Origin of the sequence: Daejeonella sp., assembly GCF_037719425.1 — a bacterium.
GTDB lineage: Bacteria > Bacteroidota > Bacteroidia > Sphingobacteriales > Sphingobacteriaceae > Daejeonella.
This window is the reverse complement of the sequence record NZ_JBBJNI010000026.1, coordinates 15,867-35,122: the sequence shown is the minus strand read 5'-3', so window position 1 is coordinate 35,122 and position 19,256 is coordinate 15,867. Positions and strand designations below refer to the sequence as shown.

Sequence of the window (19,256 nt, the reverse complement as noted above, 5' to 3'; positions counted from 1 at the left end):
CATATCCCACATCTCAGGTGTGACCATCTCCAAACCGTTAAATTGTCCCGCTCCCTGAAGCCATTCTCCACCGTCTATCGTAATAATCTCTCCATTAATGTAGCCGGAGAAATCAGACATCATGAAGGCGGCGAGATTGGCAAGCTCCTGATGGTCTCCGACGCGCTTTAATGGCACCCGATTTTTAAAATCAAACTTTTTTGCCATATCGCCTGGGAGCAATCTATCCCATGCGCCCCTGGTCGGAAACGGGCCCGGCGCGATAGCATTAGTTCGTATACCATATTTGCCCCACTCTGCCGCAAGTGATCTGGTCATAGCAAGTACACCCCCTTTAGCACATGCAGAAGGCACAACATAGCCAGAACCCGTGAATGCGTAGGTAGTCACAATGTTTAGAATTGTTCCTGGCTTTTTTTCTTTTATCCAGTGTTTCCCCAGAGCCATCGTACAGTTTGCTGTTCCTTTTAGAACAATATCAATAATGGTAGAAAAGGCATTTGCAGAAAGCCTTTCCGTGGGTGAGATGAAGTTTCCCGCCGCATTATTCAGCAGGCCGTTCACTGTGCCAAATGTGTCCAGCGATGTTTTCAAAACTGCATCAATCTCATCCGGATTTCTAACGTCGCACTGAAGGGGAAGGACTTTCCCGCCAGTTTCACCCTCCATTTCGGATGCGGCCTTTTGCAGTACATCCAGCTTTCGGCTGGTGATCACAACATTAGCCCCAATCTTCATGAAGTAAGTGCTCATTGCCCGCCCTAGCCCGGTACCGCCTCCAGTCACAATTATCGTTTTGCCGGATAGAGCATCGTCTCTTAACATGGGTTGGTTATACATCAGGAAGATTTTTGCTGTAGATTTTGAATGATTGTTTTTAAAATTGAGCGAGTGCTAGGCGACCACCATTGTTTAAGCATGATCTCGAGCATATCCGATTGATCAGCGCTTACTTTTTCCAAAAGCTCTGCCCGTAAATTCATTTTACTTTGTTGCCAGGTTGTTGACTCCATTTGGATGTACTTCTGGATCCTGCGCTCAGCAGCATGCAATATGCCTTCCGGCTTTACAAGTTCATCAACGAGCCCGGAAGCTAATGCCTCTTCGGTATGCATTAATTTTCCTTCAAGCATGTTTCGATATGCAGCCGCATTTCCAAGCCAGAAAGAATAAAGATGAAAGATGCTTTGAGGAACGATGATCCCTACAGGAACCTCGTTTAGGCCTATGATATATTTACCCTCAGCCATTATGCGATAATCGCAGCAAAGTGCCAGAACACAGCCTCCCGCAGGACTATGACCACTTATAGCAGAAACCATTGGTTTTCTGAAAGCAACCATAACGGTAACCAGGTTCAGAAAGTCCTTCCAGAACTGGGTGATTTTTTGTTCGTCGTATTCGTATAGTTCGATCAGGTCCAATCCGGCGGAGAAAAACCCCTCTTTTCCGGTGATAATAAGCCCTGCAATATTATCATCCTTTTCGATGTTCAGGATCATCTGCTGGAGTTCCGAAACCATCTCTGAATTAATGGCATTTGAACGGCCCCTGTCTAGCTGGATAACAGCAATCTTATCTTTTATATTAACTTTTATGGTATTCATTCCCTATTTAACGCTGTATCTGTAAACCTGCCTTCCTACTTTTCCGTTTATGTCAATGCCTTCTATAATAGCTTTGTATCTTCCCGGACCATCGCCGTTAAAAAACTCTACGCTTGCCTTTCCAGCAGAATCACTGACGATATTTGGATTCCAGTAAATAGTCGTTCTCAGATCGGCCATCTTCGTATTTATTTTAGGGTCAGCGTAATCAGGAGAGTAGAATTCGCGGCCTTTATAAAAACCCTTGGGATTGTAACTGATAATACCCGGAGCATAAGTTCTGTAATCTTTGTTTGTTTCCCCACGTTTGGTATTGATAACCAACACCCCACCGCCCCCACGCATTCCATAAATTGCTGTATTGGCCCCGCTTTTGAGAACCTCTATGCTTTCTACATCATTTGGATTGATAGACGAAATAAACTCTGGCTCAACCATCATCCCATCTATGACGATCTGCATTGGTACAGGGCCTCTGAAAGAACTATTCATACTTCTTACAGAATAGACTATTCCGTTATTGACTATAATGCCGGCAACCCTGCTTTGAATACACTGTGTAATAAAGGCGCAGTTTTGCAGGTCTTCACTCTTTATTACGGCATCAGCATTTCCAGCCCCATTAAGATTAGAGGAGTTTTTGACCAGGGCCTTTTTTTCTACCACTTTGACCTCTGCGAGCATAATACTTTTCCCTACCAGACCGTACCGACGCATTTCTTCGAATTGATTTTTGCTGTTTTGAAGATATGGAAGAATAGATCGGTTCACATTCACTTCAAGCATTGCTTCATTTTTATTCTTCGTCACGAGCTGAGCCGGTATCCTGTCAAGTTCTATTTCAACATTTTTGCGATCTTTCTCGTTCCGGGCCTGGACGATAAATTTTGTACTATCGCTGAAAGTAAGATTCTGGAATTTGAACTCCCCATTTACATCTGTGAGAGTATCGAGCAGAAAAACATCACCTGAAGAGGAAAACAATGTGACCTTGCCGCCTATAACAGGTTTGCCACTCAGAGCTTTCACCCGTCCGCTAATTTCCATGTTGGTTTCTGGCTGGTATACCAGATTTGGATAAGAATTGGAAAGGATATTCTTCCACTCAAAGCGGCGCCAACCCTGAGTTAGCAATAAAATATCTAATTGTCTGACTTTAGCTTCGTTGATATCAGTGAAGTAATAATTAGGTTCTTCAATAAACCCCTTCAGATCAGAACTGAGCAAAAGATTTGAAATAATTGTTGTTTCTGCTGATTCCTTAAACGGAACTTTTGTCTCATCTATCACAGCAATTGAAAAGCTCCCTATTGTACCCTTCGCTTTTGCATCTTTTACATCGAGCATCAATTTTATCTTTTCGCGCTTGTCGAAGTCCGTTTTCGAAGTGGTTAAATTGATATTCAGGAAGTCGGAATGGTTTATAAATACCAGTCGTTCCGCTACCGGCTGGTTTGCCGGCGAGAAAACTGTTAATTGCAAAATTCCGGTTGGAAAGCGATTTTTTGGAATTTTAGCAGTGAATGATTGCCCGTTCAGTTTATTTTTACCTACAAAATGGACATAGCCATTAGTTTGAGCTACTAGCGTAAATTTCGCATCAGACTGAACATCTTCAGAAGTTGTTATAGTTACTGAGAGATTTTCTAAATCATTATTACCCACATTTAATACATAACCCCTAGGGAGCGCCCTTGGCAGAGGGTACGTTTTTTCGGATCCATCTTCAAATTTTACATGTGCTTTGTACTCTTCATTCAAAAGGGGATGCAATCGGAAATGCCCCATGCCAGCATGTTCTGACTCAAATTGAGCTAATTTGTTATTTCCCTTATCAGTTATATATCCCGAAACCTTCATCCCCAACCCATCGGATCCAACCGCTTTAAAACCTACCCTCGAGCGGATGCCAGTTACGAGTTCGCCACTTTCCGGAAAGAATTGGACGGTGGCCTGATTGGAGGTGGATTTCACAGGAAAGCTTTTGGACACTGCGGTTTTTTCATCCAGCCTGATACTGGTAAGAATCTTTCCGGATTTTAAAATGAATGGCTGGTTGTTAACAAAAGTTATCGTGATATTTCCCTTGGAATCGGTTATACCCTTCCCCTTCGCAATATTCCTGAAATCAAGATTGACACTATAATTTACCTCTTTGTTAGCAAGAGGGTTTCCATCCATATCGGTATACTGAACTTCTGCAAGGACCTTTTCTGAATTACCTGTTTTGGTGAAGGTATAATTAACATTAGTCAGAACTGTATTCGCAATTGAATTCCCAACGGTAAATGTTTTATCAAAAAAATACTCTTCACCGAAGTTGCGCATCCAGGTTGTGTATGCGCGGATACGGTAATTTCCTTCTTTTAATGAATCCGAAAGTGTAAAGTCTCCCCACGCAAGCCCCACAGTCAAGGGTAACTTCAAAGACTGCTTTACCGAATCCTTATCATTTATGAGATCAACATACAGGATCTTGCTTAACGCAGATAACCCATTCATTTCAGCATTTACGACATACGCTTTAAACCATATGTTATCCCCTATGGCATAATATGGTTTGTCCATATGGAGATGCACTTTTTCCTGCGGATAATCTTCACGATACTTTTCAATCTGAGATAAGATCTTTTTTAAGGGCTCATCCTCCTGAATAAAGCCAAGTGTGACAACCAGAATTAAAAAAGGGAGAAATAAAAAGAAGCGCCTGTTCATCGGATTAGTTTTTTCACAGGTTCGGGAACCTGCATGAAAGAGATTACCTCAATTTACGAAAAATATGAGGATTACATCCGGTTGAGCTTCTTTTTTACGCAATACCAATTAAAAGGAGTTCTTCCACATCATACTTTCAACAGGCTTTGTAGTCTTATTGTTGTATTTGGCATTTCCTTTCGTGTTATACATCGTCGCGATTTCACCTTCAACTACAAAATAGATGAGTTGTCCGATAGGCATGCCTGCGTAGATCTTCACTGGCTGTGCACAGGATATTTCTAATGTCCATGTGTTACAAAACCCCACATCGCCCTTTCCGGCTGTTGCATGAATATCAATTCCCAATCGACCGGTACTGGATTTACCTTCAAGAAAAGGAACGTGTTTGTGCGTTTCGGTATATTCTAAGGTCACACCGAGATAAAGTGTATTGGGCTGCAAAACGAAACCATCTTTAGGGATCTCAAAATGGTCGATCTCATTATGAGCTTTTGCGTCAAGCACCCTGTTTTTATAAGTTGCAAGGTATTTCCCAAGATGCACGTCGTAGGAATTTGTTCCAAGGCAGTCTTTTTTAAAGGGTTCAATAATAATATTTCCTTTATCAATTTCTTCCAGGATTAACTTGTCGGAAAGTATCATAAATAAGCGTAAGATTTGGCCTAAATTATGATTTATTTGAGATAGTTTTGCAGGTATTTTATTTTTTAAAATGGCACTTGTTTATCATAAGGAATTAGACCCCTCCACATCTTTTGCAATTTGGAAGATAGAGGAAAGTGCGGAAGAATTGCTGGCTCAGCTGCAGCTGAAACATCACGAGATTTCTTATCTCGACACTCTCATAAATGGTAAGAGAAACCTGCACTGGCTTAGTACGAGGGTTCTTCTTCGAAGGATGATGAATACCGACGAGTACATAGATTGTCAGGTCGACTCAAGCGGGAAACCATATTTAGCAAACTTCCCGCATCACATCTCTTTGAGCCACTCCTATGACTACGCTGCCGTTATGGTTAGTAAGGATAGGGCAGTAGGTATCGATATCGAACTTATAAAAGACAAGATCGAGAGGATCGCTCATAAGTTTATGAGTAAAGATGAGCTTTCCTTTATCTCTCAGGATCGTATTGAACATCTGTACGTGTGTTGGTGTGCAAAGGAAGCGATCTATAAATTGCATGGCAAGAAAAATATAAGCTTTCTGGACGATATCAGGATCAGCCCGTTTGACTATTCCGGGTCAGGATCATTTCAATCAAGCCTTGATACCGGCAGCCGGACCAATAATTATACAGTACACTATGATAAGTTTGAGGGATACATGATTGGTTACGTGTCCGACAATGATTAAGAATAAAAAGATAATATTTCAGGATTGGGGACTGCTCGATTACCAGGCGGCATGGGAAAAGCAGGAAACGATCTTTTCTGCCACGGTACAAGCTAAAGTTGCTAACAGGACGAACAATTCAGAAAACCCGGTACCCAATCATCTCATTTTTGTTGAGCACCCTAACGTGTATACACTTGGTAAAAGCGGGCAGCCTGAAAATCTATTGCTGGATGAGAAGGGCCTAAGGGAAAAGCACGCCACTTATTATAAAATTAACAGGGGCGGAGATATTACTTATCACGGCCCCGGGCAGATAGTAGGGTATCCGATATTGGATCTTGATAATTTCTTTACCGATATTCACCTTTACCTGAGGACTTTAGAGCAGGCTGTGATCGATACGCTGGCTGAATACGGCATTCCAAGCGGACGATATCCAGGATATACGGGAGTGTGGCTGGATGCTGATAATGAACGGGCCAGAAAAATTTGTGCGCTTGGTGTAAGATGCAGCCGCTGGGTAACAATGCATGGCTTCGCATTTAATGTTAACACTGATCTGGAGTATTTTAAAAATATTATTCCCTGCGGTATTGATGATAAAGACGTAACTTCAATGAAAACCGAGCTAGGAAAGGAAGTGGATTTGAACGAGGTGAAGCAAATTCTCTTTAAGAATATTGTCAGGTTATTTGAGATGGAAACGTAGAATGAAGTTGTTCTTAGGCTTATTTCTGGTACTTTTTATATCGGCCTGTAAAAGGACTTTAGTTCGTGACTCAACAAGAACCCAACACCCGATAACCAAGACATTTCTGGCCTTAGGCGATTCCTATACTTCTGGTGAAGGTGTACTGCAAAGTGAATCATTTCCTTTTTTGCTAAACGCGAAGTTAAAGGCAGCCGGGATTCAGATAGAAACACCTCATGTTATAGCCGAGACTGGATGGACAACGATCAACCTCTTAGCTGCATTAAAAGAAGAGCCGCTGAAGGACAAATATGATTTTGTTACGGTGCTTATTGGTGTAAACAATCAGTATGTGAAGCGCTCCCTTACTGAATATCGGTCCCATTTTATTGAAATTTTAGATACTGCAATAAGCCATTCGAGAGGAGGAGGGGCAACAGTGTATGTTATCTCAATTCCTGACTGGAGCGTAAGTCCATTTGGCAAACTTAAAGACACAAAGCTGGAGTCGGCTTCTATTGATACTTATAATAACGTGAACCGAGAAGAATCAAAGGTTGCCAGCGTAAATTATATCGATATTACTTCGGCCTCAAGAATAGCAGAGACAGATGTCAGCTATACATCGATAGACGGGCTTCATCCCTCGCAGAAAATGTACAACGACTGGGTGGAAAAATTGTATCCGCTTGTGAGAAAGGAATTGAATTGAGGTATGATTGAAGTTCGCGGGTGTAGATATAAAAAAAGGTCCTTTCATTTTATGAAAGGACCTTTTTAGTGTTTTAGAATGGGGGATTATTACATCATTCCACCCATACCGCCACCACCCATTGGAGGCATATGTCCACCACCTGCATTGTCTTCAGCCTCATCAGCAAGTACAACTTCAGTAGTCAGAAGCATCGCTGCTATCGAAGCGGCATTTTCCAATGCTACACGGCCTACTTTCGTAGGATCGATAACACCGGCGCCAATTAAGTTCTCATAAACATCAGTACGTGCATTATAACCAAAATCGCCTTTGCCTTCCTTTACTTTTTGAACGACGATAGAACCTTCTATACCAGCGTTCTCACAGATCTGACGTAATGGTTCTTCAATAGCTCTGCGAATGATCTGTATACCAGTATTCTCATCTTCATTCTCGCCTTTCAGATTAGTTAAAGCTTCAACTGCACGAATGAATGCAACACCACCACCAGCAACTATGCCTTCTTCTACAGCAGCCCGGGTCGCGTGTAAAGCATCGTCAACGCGATCTTTCTTCTCTTTCATCTCAACCTCAGTAGCTGCACCAACATAAAGTACGGCAACACCGCCTGAAAGCTTAGCTAAACGCTCTTGTAATTTTTCTTTATCGTAATCAGAAGTAGTAGTTTCTACCTGAGCTTTGATCTGATTTACTCGGGCTTTGATATCTTCTGACTTACCTGCACCGTTGATCACAATTGTATTGTCTTTGTCAACAACAACTTTTTCAGCGGTTCCTAAGTAAGTTAGGTCAGCATTTTCTAATTTATATCCTCTTTCTTCCGAGATAACAGTACCTCCAGTTAAGATAGCAATATCCTCAAGCATGGCTTTACGGCGATCACCAAAACCAGGAGCTTTAACCGCAGCAACTTTCAAAGATCCGCGGATCTTGTTCACTACTAGTGTTGCCAATGCTTCACCATCAAGATCTTCAGCGATTATCAGAAGTGGTTTTCCGGTTTGAACTTGTTTCTCCAGAACTGGAAGAAGTTCTTTCATCGAAGAAATCTTCTTGTCGTAGATAAGAATGTAAGGGTTTTCTAATTCAACCTCCATCTTATCAGCGTTCGTAACAAAGTATGGAGATAAGTAACCACGGTCAAACTGCATACCTTCAACTGTTTTCATTTCAGTTTCAGTACCTTTTGCTTCTTCAACAGTGATAACACCGTCTTTACCAACCTTTGCCATGGCATCAGCGATAAGTTTTCCGATGACCTCATCATTATTGGCAGAAATTGAAGCTACTTGTTTGATCTTTTTATTGTCAGAACCAACAGATTGTGATTGTTTTTTAAGATCAGCCACAACCGCAGTAACTGCTTTATCAATACCCCTTTTCAAATCCATTGGATTCGCACCCGCTGCAACGTTCTTTATACCTGCAGTAACTATAGCCTGAGCCAAAACAGTAGCAGTAGTAGTTCCGTCGCCTGCGATATCAGCAGTTTTAGAAGCAACTTCTTTTACCATTTGAGCACCCATGTTCTCAAGGGCATCTTTTAATTCAATTTCTTTAGCAACAGTAACACCATCTTTAGTGATAGAAGGTGAACCGAATTTTTTATCAATAATTACATTCCGGCCTTTTGGTCCTAAAGTTACCTTTACGGCATTTGCCAGAATATCCACGCCTCTTTTCAGAGCATCACGTGCTTCAACATTGTATTTAACTTGTTTTGACATTTTTAAAGAGTTTAGATACGGGTTAATTATTAAATTTTGTTTTAATAACTCACTCCTTGGTTTTAAAGTTTATTTGGTCTGAAGTCTGATGTCGGAAGCCTGATGTCAGACCTCGAATCTCCGACTTCTTGTTCTTATAGTGTTGCAAAAATATCAGCTTCACGCATGATCAAATACTCTTTACCTTCATGGGTGATTTCAGTACCTGCGTATTTACCATATAATACAACGTCTCCTACTTTGTAGGGCATAGGAATCAAATTTCCGGTTTGCTCTGCATACTTGCCGGGTCCCACAGCTACAACTGTTCCTTTTTGTGGTTTTTCTTTAGCTGTATCAGGAATGTAAAGTCCTGAGGCTGTTTTCTCTTCAGCAGCAGCAGCTTCTATAACTACCCGGTCTGCGCTAGGTTTAATATTTAATGCCATATGTAATTATGTATTTAATTAATTGAATTTTACGTGTCTTAGGCGTCACTAATTATGCCAAATCAGCAACTCAACAATTTCTTGTCAAAATTTCATTTTTATACAGCCTGATATCTTTTTTCAGGCAGTTGCGGTGTCATGCTGTCAGTTTGATGTCAGCATTCCGCCAAATAAAAAAAGCCTCCATATGGTGGCCTTTTAAAATAATTTTTAGCTTATTTTTTTGTTGTATCGGCTGGTGTTGTCGCCGGTGCAGTTGGAAGTTGCATACTTGACGGTGCCGGTGCAGCAACTGGTTTGTTGATCATGTCCTGAATCTCTCTTCCATCCTGAGTATCGGCTCCCCCTTTATCAATAACCACATTGATCATGAGTGCTAATACCATAAGGCTTACCGCCAGAACCCAGGTTCCTTTTTCAAGGAAATCACCTGTACGTTGTACTCCCATAATATTATTAGATCCCGCAAAACCTGAAGACAAGCCTCCTCCTTTTGGATTTTGGATCAGAACGATTAATACAAGCAATACGCATACTATGATTGCCAGAATAACTATTGTATACAACATATTATTTAATTTAATTTCTTTTCTAATTCACGAATTTGGTCGGCAAAGTACGTGCTTTTTTCCGGAAATTTAAAACTTAATTTTTTGTAAGTCGCAATAGCCTTGTGAAATAACATCTGATCAGTATAGATCTGTGCCAGGGTTTCTGAAACCAGATCATTAGGATCCTCCGCACTCCTACGAGCCTTGTTCTCATTATCTAGTTTCTCAGAATTAGGAGGTTTGATCTGAGGCTCTTCCCGGATAAATTTTTCAAGAATATAATCTTCCTTGCGTTTCACCTGGAAGGGCACCGTTTTCGCACCATTCTCCAAATCATCTACCGGAGATTGTAAATGAAAGATATTCTCAATAATCTGGCTGCTTAACTGGTCAACAGTATTCCGCTTGATGCTTTGGCTGGTATCAAGTTGGAAGCTAACATATGGCTGATAGTTATCTGCATGTTCTTTCCGCGTTTTATTTAGCCACCATAAGAACGAATAAGGCATTTTATTATCGTCATACCTTGATACATCCTGATGATCTTCGATTATAGCATTATGGGATATGTGCTGTGCAATATCTACGGCGGGAGTAAACACATCTTCAGTCCGGTCAATCACATTATCCAGTGGCTCATCATCTTTAAGGAAATCCGCTGAAGCGGCACTCTGTTTTATTAACAGATCCAATTCATCCTCCTCGGGCGCAGCTTTTGAAGGCTGAGCATCAGCATCATTCACCAGACTGTCGATGAAGTTTCCTGCCAGATCATTGTCACTTTCTTCCTGTTTTTCGGGTGCGGGCTGTTCTTCCTCGCTTTCAGAAAGATCTTCATCTGGATTTTCTGGTTCGGCTGATAGAATAGTCCCAATCTCAGGTTCCTCGGACTCTTCATTTACCCCCTCAGACACAGTGGTTTGGGTATATTCCTCCTGTTCGTCATGAGTCTCGGAAAGATCAACATTCTGACTATCTGCTTCTGATGCCAGGATATTCCCAATCTCACCCTCTTCCTGCTCCTCGCTTACAGCATCTTGAACTGAAGTTTCGGCGAATTCTTCATCGCGATATGAAGTTTTTTCTATCGGCTCCTCTAATTCTTCCGGCGATAATACCTCTGACTGTGGCATTTCCTCCGGATCATCTAAAGTAGTTTCATCTACAGTCGCTTGCTCCTCCGGCAGATCAGATTCAATAGATTCAACATTTGATTCTGTGGTATTAGGGTCAGTCAATTCTGGCCCTAGCTCACTGCCCTTAATTGAAACAGGATCTTCGATAATCGCTCGTAAAACACTCCCATCTGTACAAAATAATGCGGTTTTGGCTAATTCTTTATCGAAGATTGTTGGATCCGCATCGAGGAGAGAGCGTGTATAGAAAGATCGGATGAGCTGAGAATAAGGATATTTTTCAAGGAGACTTTCGAGAGCTTGTGAGTCACCAGCAGTTACAGCGGAAGGATCGTGAATGAAGTCCGAAAATATTTTTTTATCAAGCTCCTGAGTATTGTTCTGTTCCACTGTGCTGGCCAATTTTTGAAAGCTAAAGATTTTTTACCAGTTGGCGAAAGCCTTGTTGAAGATTAGTTCCGATAATTGCCGGTTAATTACCGTAATTAATTTCTGTTGCTGCGATTCCAAAGACCCCTGGTTCAAGCTAAACTCCTGGTTAGCATTAAAAGACTCCTCGAAGCTCAGCTCAGGTTTTAACGTGTTAGTATATTTAACACTCACTGTTACGGTGATCCGGGTCAGGCCAGCGCGTTCATTACCCTGAATAGCAACGGGGCGCACGGTATAATCTGTAATTCGACCTTCAAAATTCGCATCCGCTTCTCCACGATCTATACTCAAAGACGATTGATTTCTTATTCGTTCCTTTAAAGCTTCAGTGAACTGAGAGCTCAGGTATGGAACAACCAGTATTGCGTTATTCTCAAAAAACTGAACAGAGACTGACTTCAGACCTTCAGTGGATGCTCCTGAAAAGGTATAAACACCGCATGAATGAAATATAAATATCACAGAAAAGCTTAGGCAAATAATTGCTGATTTTACGCGTTGGTCCATGTATTAATGTCCTTAGAGTTCAAGTTCTTTGATTTTGCGATATAGCGTACGTTCTGAGATCCCAAGCTCGCGGGCAGCTAGTTTACGTTTACCCTTGTGCTTTTTCAGCGCCTTTTTAATCAGGTCTGATTCTTTATCGATAAGCGAAAGAGATTCTTCAACCTCTTCAGCCTCGTGTGTTATCTCATAAGCTTTATCATTAGGTTGGTGAATAACTAACTTATGCGGATCAGATGAAATATTATTATTTGCTGGCAGCTCGATATCACGGTATAGCTGATTGAGTACCTGCTGATTCGATTGAAATTCTGATGCTTTTCCGCCATTCTGTATGATGTCAGCAACAAGCTTTTTAAGGTCTGTCATGTCTTTCTTCATGTCAAACAACACCTTATAAAGAATATCACGCTCCGAAAAGTCATCTTTATCCTGGTTGCGAATGCGCATTGGCAGCGTACTTCCAGCCTCATTCGGGATATAATTCAGCAGATTTTGCGCCGACAAGTTTCTTTCCTTTTCCAGCACAGCGATCTGTTCAGCAATATTTTTTAATTGACGGACGTTTCCCGGCCAGCTATAATCCATCAGCATCTGCTGAGCAGTCTGATCTAACTGTACTGACGGGCTGCGATACTTATCAGTGAAATCTGCAATAAACTTGCGGAAGAGCAAGTTTATATCCTCTTTTCTTTCGCGAAGAGCCGGCACCTTAAGGGGCACAGTATTTAATCTGTAATAAAGGTCTTCTCTGAATTTTCCGGCCATTACCGCATCAAATACATCTTTATTTGTGGCGGCCATTACTCTTACATTCGTTTTCTGAACCTTTGAGGAACCTACGCGAATATATTCTCCGGTCTCCAATACCCGTAATAAACGCGCCTGGGTACCCAGCGGAAGTTCAGCAACTTCATCTAAAAATATAGTTCCGCCATCGACCACTTCGAAATAGCCTTTACGGGCATCAGAGGCACCAGTAAAGGATCCTTTTTCATGTCCGAAAAGTTCAGAATCTATCGTCCCTTCAGGGATCGCACCGCAATTCACTGCGATGAACGGTCCATGCTTACGGGCACTTAGTGAATGAATGATGTGAGAAAACACTTCTTTTCCACTTCCACTCTCCCCGGATATTAAAACAGAAATATCTGTTGGTGCAACCTGGCGGGCGATATCAATGGCCCTGTTTAACAGGGGTGAATTTCCAATTATTCCAAAACGGTTCTTTATGTCTTGAACGTCCATATTTTCATTTGAATCAATTGTCTTTTATTGGCAATGAACCTGCCTGTCGGCAGGCAGGCTCATGCAGGTTTTTTTATATCCAGCGCTAAATATGCATTGGTCAATTCTTAATCTGTAACTATATTACCCAATAAGGTTGCAGGTGTGCATCTGTCAATCAAAACATTCACGTATTCACCTGGTTTGTGATTGCCTGTTACTGGAAATATCACCGTGATATTGTATTCAGTCTTGCCCGAGAAATCCAGATCTGATTTCTTAGAAAGGCCGTCGATCAGTACCCGATAAGTTTGACCCATATGGTTGAGTAATCGTTTATGAGATCCTTCTTGCTGTTTTAACAGAATTTCATTGAAACGTCTGGTCTTTACATCCTGCGGAATATCATCCTCAAATCTTTTTGCAGCCAGAGTTCCCGGCCGTTCCGAATAAGTGTACATATATGCGAAATCATATTGTACATAATCCATCATACTTAAGGTATCCTGATGTTCTTCTTCAGTCTCCGTACAAAAACCTATGATCACATCCGTGGAAATGGCACAATCGGGAATGATCCTCCTGATGGTATTGACACGTTCCAGATACCACTCCCTGGTATAGGTCCGATTCATCAGCTCCAGCACCCTCGAACTACCTGATTGCACAGGCAAGTGGATATGGTTGCAAATATTCTCATACTTAACCATCGTATGCAATACCTCATTGGTAATATCCTTCGGGTGTGATGTTGAAAAACGTACTCTTAATTCCGGATTGATTTGGGCAACCATTTCTAGAAGCTGAGAGAAATTAACAGCTTCACCCAGGCCCTCTCCCGGGGAGAGGGAGACATGGCGTGAATGGTCCCCGATATGTTCGTCTTGCGACTCCCCTCTCCCCTGGAGAGGGGTTGGGGGTGAGGCCCTCCACTTATAAGAATCTACATTCTGCCCAAGAAGCGTTACTTCTTTATACCCGTTATTAAATAATTCCCTGGCTTCTTCGACAATCGAATATGGATCCCGGCTCCGTTCACGTCCTCTTGTGAATGGAACTACGCAAAACGAGCACATATTATCACAGCCCCGCATGATTGAGACGAATGCAGATATACCATTGCTATTTAATCTCACCGGGCTGATATCTGCATATGTCTCTTCCCTGGATAAAAGAACATTTACAGCTCTTGTGCCCTCGTCTGCCTGATTAATAAGATTTGGAAGATCCCGGTAAGAATCGGGACCGATAACGATGTCAACTAACTTCTCTTCTTCCAGGAATTTAGATTTCAGGCGTTCAGCCATACATCCCAGTACACCGATGGTCATCCCCGGGCTTTTACGCTTAGCCGCACTAAATTCTCTCAACCGGTTCCTCACCCTTTGTTCCGCATTGTCGCGGATCGAGCAGGTATTAATGAAAATTACATCAGCCTCTTTATACTGTGACGTAGTTTCGAAGCCCATGTCAAGCATGATAGATGCAACGATCTCACTGTCAGCAAAATTCATAGCACAGCCATAGCTTTCAATGTAAAGCTTACGGCCTTTATATTTTGCCGTCCGTTCAATCACTAAAGCTTCACCCTGCCGTGATTCATCGTGCATAGTAGGGTGTGAAGCATCTATTAAATCAGCTCGCCTGTCAAACATCAATTAGATAATTAGGCCGCAAAAATACGAATTTTTCTCCTTAATGACAGTTTGGCAGTGACAGTTTTTTAAATAAGCTGATAAACTTTGTTAAATTGGGCTAAGAAATAATTCAAAAATTCAGACCATTCAGTATAAAATGGTTTTTATCCGAGTTGAAGATATCTATGGTGCTAAAACGTAAGGGGACAGGAAAATGGAGATGGGCTCTGTATATTGCAATGATTTTAGGTGCTCTGCTGACATTTTTTGCAATTTACCTTAACTATCGCTGGAAGCCGATCCTTACTGCAAGGATAAAGACAGCTATTCAAACCTCAACCAACGGCCTTTACAGCATCAAGTTTGAGAATATCCGGACTAATATCATTAGCGGCAGGATCAGTGTCAAAAACATTGTCTTTATTCCTGATACCTCGATATTCAGCAAAATGAGTACGGATAGCCTGGCCCCCAGGCATTTGTATACGGTTCAAGTCAGTGAGCTCACCCTGAAAAGGGTGCAGCCCTGGAAAATTTACTTTGACGGGATCCTCGAAATGGGTTCGGTATTGATTGATAAACCTAAGCTACAGGTCATTTTTACAAATGCCAAGCGGAATAAGGAAACAACAAAGCCCGACATCAGAACTGCCTGGAAACGATTGTCGCCCTACCTTCGATCCCTCAAAGTGAAGAATATAACTTTTCAGAATGCCGACTTCCAGTACGTTGATAAGAGTATTGCTCCGGCAAGAATAACGAACCTAAAAGGATTAACTATAAAGGTCAGTGACCTGCTGATAGATTCTTTGTCACAGTTTGATAAGTCGCGCTTGTACCATACACGCGACATCTATGCAGAATTGAACTCCTATAATAGCATTACTGCAGATAGCAATTATACCATCCAGATCCAGCAATTTACCGCTTCGACTGCAAAAGGCTACGCGATAGTAAAAGGCTTTCGCCTGATACCAAGGCTTGGTGAAATGGAATTTGCAAGAAAATTTAAGGTGCAGAAGGATCGATATAGTGCTAACGCCCAAGAGATACAGCTTAACAATATCGATTACGGGATGTTGAATTTAAACAGGCGCCTGATAGCCTCCAGCCTGACATTACAAAAAGCGGATCTTTCTATTTTTCTCGACCGCTCGATGCCAGATTCACTACGCGATAGGGGTATGAATTTTCCGCCCTTTTCCCTGCAACGTTTCGAGCTCGATACCAAAGTCGATACAGTGTCTCTCAGAGATTCGCGCGTAAGCTATTCGGAATATAATCCGGATTCGAGGAAAAAAGGCACCGTGACCTTTAGTAAAATTAATGGGCATATCCTTAACGTAACGAATGACTCTGCGAGCCTGGCCAGCAACCCTAAAGCGGAAGCGAAGCTTACAGCGCTGCTGATGGATCGCGGAAGATTCAATGTGAATATGCAATTCGATCTGGCATCACCTGCGGCGGCCTTCGATTTTAAGGGGGATGTCGGAAGAATGGACGCAGACATGTTTAATGTTGCTATACGCCCGTTATCGCTGATTGAGATCAAATCAGGCTCATTAGAGCGAATGGTATTTAATGGCGCGGGAAGCACGACAGGCGTTAAGGGTATGCTGACATGTTATTACAACAATCTTAAAATTGCCCTGCTTGAAAGAAGCGAGAAAACTACCTGGCTAAAGCGCCGGGGCATAGCATCAATTTTTGCAAATGTCCTGATCATTGAAAGTGAGAATCCTTCTCCCGGACGTCCTGTTAGAAAGGTAAATTTCAATTATGTCAGGCCGCAGCACTCCTCTTTCTTTAATATGATCTGGAAAGGAATGTCGTCCGCCCTTCTGGGAAGCATCGGATTAGATGCAGAAACGCAGCGGGAAATTAAGTCGCGGCTGCACAGGATGGAAATTGAGCGTTTCCAAAGAGAAGAGAGGAGAGATGAAAGGGAAAAGAGGAAGGTGAAGCGTAGATCGAATAGAAAGGATAGAAACAATTAATTTAAACAAAAAAAGCTGCTCAGATTCTGAACAGCTTTTTAAAATTGTTTCACCGGAAAATTATCCTACAAAATAGTTCCAGCCAAACTCATCTGCTACCCGACCGTACCTGATCGCGTTAAGCGTTTGTAAAACGCGGTTTGAGAACTCCCGTTTTGCAGGATCAGGTAAAGTGTAAACCTCTCCCTCGTGGCCTATTTCAGCAATATGAGCTATCGTAGCAGCAGTACCAACACCGAAAGCATCCGTAATTCTTCCTTCTTTGATTCCGCTCAGGATCTCGGCGACAGAAACGCGGCGTTCCTCAACTTCAATGCCCCAGCTTTTTGCCAATGTGATCACGGTATCGCGGGTAACACCCTTTAAAATGGTGTCGCGCGTAGTTGGAGTTATTACTCTTCCATCCATCATAAACATAATATTCGCAGCGCCCAACTCTTCAATATATGCATGCTCGCGTGAATCTGTCCAGATAAGCTGATCAAAGCCTTCTTCCGTTGCTCGTTTTGCAGGCAGCATCGAACCGCCATAATTGCCGGCAGCCTTGGCAAATCCGAAACCGCCGTCGCTTGCTCTTGAGAAGCTGGTTTCAATCTTCACCTTAAGGTTTTTTGAAAAATATGGCCCTACTGGTCCGGTAAGGATTATAAATTTATAAGTTGCAGAAGGTGTAACACCCAAATACGGATCAGTTGCAAACATGAATGGCCTGAGGTAAAGGCTATGTCCCTCTTTTGAAGGAACCCAGTCTTTATCAATTTCAACAATCGCAGAAAGGGCTTGCAAATACATGTCTGCCGGAATCTGAGGCATACACAAGCGGTCAGCTGATGCATTTGAACGCTCAGCATTTTTCTCAGGGCGGAAAATTGCGATCCGTCCGTCGGCATGTTTGTACGCTTTAATTCCTTCGAAAAAAGCTTGTCCGTAGTGAAGTGCAGAAATAGCAGGGCTTAGTCCAATCTCCCCGTAAGGGACTATTTGAAAGTTTTTCCATTCCCCGCCTTCGTAATCAGCAGTAAACATATGGTCAGAAAAAGTTCTGCCAAAGGGCAGGTTATCAAAATCCGTCTTCTGGAGACGTGAATCAGCTGTTTTCGTTACAGCAATGTTTAGGGTATCGGTCAACATGGTAATTAGTATTGGGAGCGGCAATTTATGGAATTTGTTTGAAAAAGGCAAGATTGCTTAATTAGGCATGGGTATCGCCGCCCAGCAATTCTTCACTCTCCACTCTCCATTCTCCACTCTCCACTTAATAAAGTATCCTAAACTTAATCGTATGGTCAATCAGTTTCAAGTCCTTCAAAACCCTTTTATCGTATTGGTCACTGACATCTGTAATAACATAGCCAATGCTCGCATTAGTCATCAGGTATTGGCCGACGATATTGATGTTGTGGTCGGCAAAAACCTGATTTATGCTTGCCATAATTCCCGGAACATTATGGTGAATGTGAATCAATCTATGAGCGCCAGCGATCCGCGGAAGCTGTAAGTTGGGGAAATTTAAGCTCCTGTATGTATGCCCATGATTGATAAAATTAATCATGCGCTTTGCTATAAATTCGGTACTACCAGCGTTGTTTTTCGGATCGTCAAAAACCACAATGCCCATGTCGGTGCATATTTCCTTCGATAGGATCAGCCTGCTATTTCCCAGGTAGCCAATTGTCTTCAGCTTTACCGCACGCTTCAGTTTTTCATCCGCAAGCACTTCGCCATTTGCCAGCAGCATCATACCAACATCGGGAACATATTTATCTTCGAAGCTGGTTTTATGGCGGATAGAGAAGCCGTCTTTTTTAAGCGTTTGTATTGCAAGTGCTGGCACATCGCCGATGACCAGGCATAAGATCCGGTTCTTTGGATAAGATATAGCCCTTGGCAGGTTGTTTACATATAAAAACTCATCAAAGCTTGGTGTAACGTGATCTGCTTTTTCGGCTACGGTCTTGCGTTCAATATTCTCAGTAAAAGCATAGAACTTTTTTATCATTCCGAACTCTTTCAGCTGAAAATCAGAATGTCCGTCGCCGATACCATAAATATCGCCCTGTAGTTTAAGATCTTTCAGTAAGGTTACTTTTCCCCCTTCATTGGATAGCGGGTTGCTTTCATCATAGCCAACGATCTTGCCTGATTCATCAAAAACAAAGGTATTTGCGTAGATATTCTCTTTTGAAATGTGATATGAAGAAACCACGGGGATAATGAATTCCTTAAATCCGCCGGATACGATAAGAACATCGTCGGCATGCTTTTTAAAGAAGGTCTTATTGCGCGAGAAGGATGCGGACACTTTCGTTTTGAGGTGCGAAATAAGCTGTTTTAAATGATCTCTATTCGCTTCGAGCAGTTGAACCCTGGCTGTCAGGCTTTCGCGGAATGACATTTTTCCTTCCATCGCCGCGTTTGTCAGATCCTCGATCGTCTGATAAATACCTTCGCGATTGGGATGGTCCTGTAATGAAATTCTTGCAAGTTCGTCCAGCGCTTCCACCTGGGTAAAAGTGCTGTCGAAATCTATAATGTAAAACTGCTTCAATG

Annotated in this window: 17 protein-coding genes; 4 read left to right on the top strand and 13 right to left on the bottom strand. The window is 42.2% G+C overall.

The window, feature by feature from the left end; all coding sequences use genetic code 11:
- The 4 genes from WKF69_RS05575 to dcd all read right to left on the bottom strand — a co-directional run.
- The coding region (locus WKF69_RS05575; protein ID WP_340380213.1) for an SDR family oxidoreductase at nt 1-840 on the bottom strand (840 nt) is incomplete at its 3' end.
- Entirely contained in the window at nt 840-1,607 is a 768-nt protein-coding gene (locus tag WKF69_RS05570) for an enoyl-CoA hydratase/isomerase family protein (protein ID WP_340380211.1), read from the bottom strand. The genes WKF69_RS05575 and WKF69_RS05570, both read right to left, overlap by 1 nt.
- A gap of 3 nt (nt 1,608-1,610) precedes the next feature.
- Nucleotides 1,611-4,322: a TonB-dependent receptor plug domain-containing protein gene (locus WKF69_RS05565; protein WP_340380209.1), complete on the bottom strand. Its 2,712-nt coding sequence runs from the start codon at nt 4,320-4,322 to the stop codon at nt 1,611-1,613.
- Between the two features lie 108 nt (nt 4,323-4,430).
- On the bottom strand, nt 4,431-4,967 hold the full coding sequence (gene dcd, locus WKF69_RS05560; protein WP_340380207.1) for a dCTP deaminase: 537 nt from the start codon (nt 4,965-4,967) through the stop codon (nt 4,431-4,433).
- A 70-nt stretch (nt 4,968-5,037) separates the two neighbouring features.
- Here dcd and WKF69_RS05555 point away from each other — a divergent pair, with 70 nt between their 5' ends.
- The 3 genes from WKF69_RS05555 to WKF69_RS05545 are packed head-to-tail and all read left to right on the top strand — an operon-like array spanning nt 5,038 to nt 7,064.
- Nucleotides 5,038-5,679 (top strand): 4'-phosphopantetheinyl transferase superfamily protein, encoded by a 642-nt coding sequence (locus WKF69_RS05555; RefSeq protein ID WP_340380205.1) that lies wholly within the window; start codon nt 5,038-5,040, stop codon nt 5,677-5,679.
- Nucleotides 5,672-6,370, top strand: a complete 699-nt coding sequence (gene lipB, locus WKF69_RS05550) for a lipoyl(octanoyl) transferase LipB (protein ID WP_340380203.1) — start codon at nt 5,672-5,674, stop codon at nt 6,368-6,370. Before WKF69_RS05555 ends, lipB begins: the two co-directional genes overlap by 8 nt.
- A 1-nt stretch (nt 6,371) precedes the next feature.
- Nucleotides 6,372-7,064: a GDSL-type esterase/lipase family protein gene (locus WKF69_RS05545; RefSeq protein WP_340380201.1), complete on the top strand. Its 693-nt coding sequence runs from the start codon at nt 6,372-6,374 to the stop codon at nt 7,062-7,064.
- Nucleotides 7,065-7,153: 89 nt separating this feature from the next.
- Here the strand turns inward: WKF69_RS05545 and groL are convergent, their stop codons facing one another.
- From groL to WKF69_RS05510, 7 genes are all read right to left on the bottom strand, one after another.
- Nucleotides 7,154-8,794, bottom strand: a complete 1,641-nt coding sequence (gene groL / locus WKF69_RS05540; RefSeq protein WP_340380199.1) for a chaperonin GroEL — start codon at nt 8,792-8,794, stop codon at nt 7,154-7,156.
- Nucleotides 8,795-8,928: 134 nt separating this feature from the next.
- Complete coding sequence (locus WKF69_RS05535) at nt 8,929-9,222, bottom strand: co-chaperone GroES (RefSeq protein ID WP_340380197.1); 294 nt, start codon at nt 9,220-9,222, stop codon at nt 8,929-8,931.
- Between the two features lie 215 nt (nt 9,223-9,437).
- The gene (gene secG / locus WKF69_RS05530; RefSeq protein ID WP_340380195.1) at nt 9,438-9,791 is read right to left on the bottom strand and encodes a preprotein translocase subunit SecG; all 354 of its coding nucleotides are present in this window, start codon (nt 9,789-9,791) and stop codon (nt 9,438-9,440) included.
- A 5-nt stretch (nt 9,792-9,796) separates the two neighbouring features.
- A complete protein-coding gene (locus WKF69_RS05525) occupies nt 9,797-11,299 on the bottom strand; it encodes a hypothetical protein (protein WP_340380193.1) in 1,503 nt (500 codons plus the stop codon).
- 33 nt (nt 11,300-11,332) lie between these two features.
- The gene (locus WKF69_RS05520; RefSeq protein ID WP_340380191.1) at nt 11,333-11,848 is read right to left on the bottom strand and encodes an LptE family protein; all 516 of its coding nucleotides are present in this window, start codon (nt 11,846-11,848) and stop codon (nt 11,333-11,335) included.
- A 12-nt stretch (nt 11,849-11,860) separates the two neighbouring features.
- Nucleotides 11,861-13,093 (bottom strand): sigma 54-interacting transcriptional regulator, encoded by a 1,233-nt coding sequence (locus WKF69_RS05515; protein WP_340380189.1) that lies wholly within the window; start codon nt 13,091-13,093, stop codon nt 11,861-11,863.
- Nucleotides 13,094-13,200: 107 nt separating this feature from the next.
- Entirely contained in the window at nt 13,201-14,727 is a 1,527-nt protein-coding gene (locus WKF69_RS05510; protein ID WP_340380187.1) for a MiaB/RimO family radical SAM methylthiotransferase, read from the bottom strand.
- Between the two features lie 155 nt (nt 14,728-14,882).
- Between WKF69_RS05510 and WKF69_RS05505 the strand changes: the two genes are divergently transcribed.
- A complete protein-coding gene (locus tag WKF69_RS05505) occupies nt 14,883-16,706 on the top strand; it encodes a hypothetical protein (RefSeq protein WP_340380185.1) in 1,824 nt (607 codons plus the stop codon).
- 60 nt (nt 16,707-16,766) lie between these two features.
- Here WKF69_RS05505 and WKF69_RS05500 read toward each other — a convergent pair whose 3' ends face one another.
- Together WKF69_RS05500 and WKF69_RS05495 are read right to left on the bottom strand one after the other, a co-directional pair.
- Nucleotides 16,767-17,834 (bottom strand): branched-chain amino acid aminotransferase, encoded by a 1,068-nt coding sequence (locus WKF69_RS05500; RefSeq protein ID WP_340380215.1) that lies wholly within the window; start codon nt 17,832-17,834, stop codon nt 16,767-16,769.
- Between the two features lie 127 nt (nt 17,835-17,961).
- Entirely contained in the window at nt 17,962-19,254 is a 1,293-nt protein-coding gene (locus tag WKF69_RS05495) for an HAD-IB family phosphatase (protein WP_340380183.1), read from the bottom strand.
- Nucleotides 19,255-19,256 lie beyond the last annotated feature (2 nt).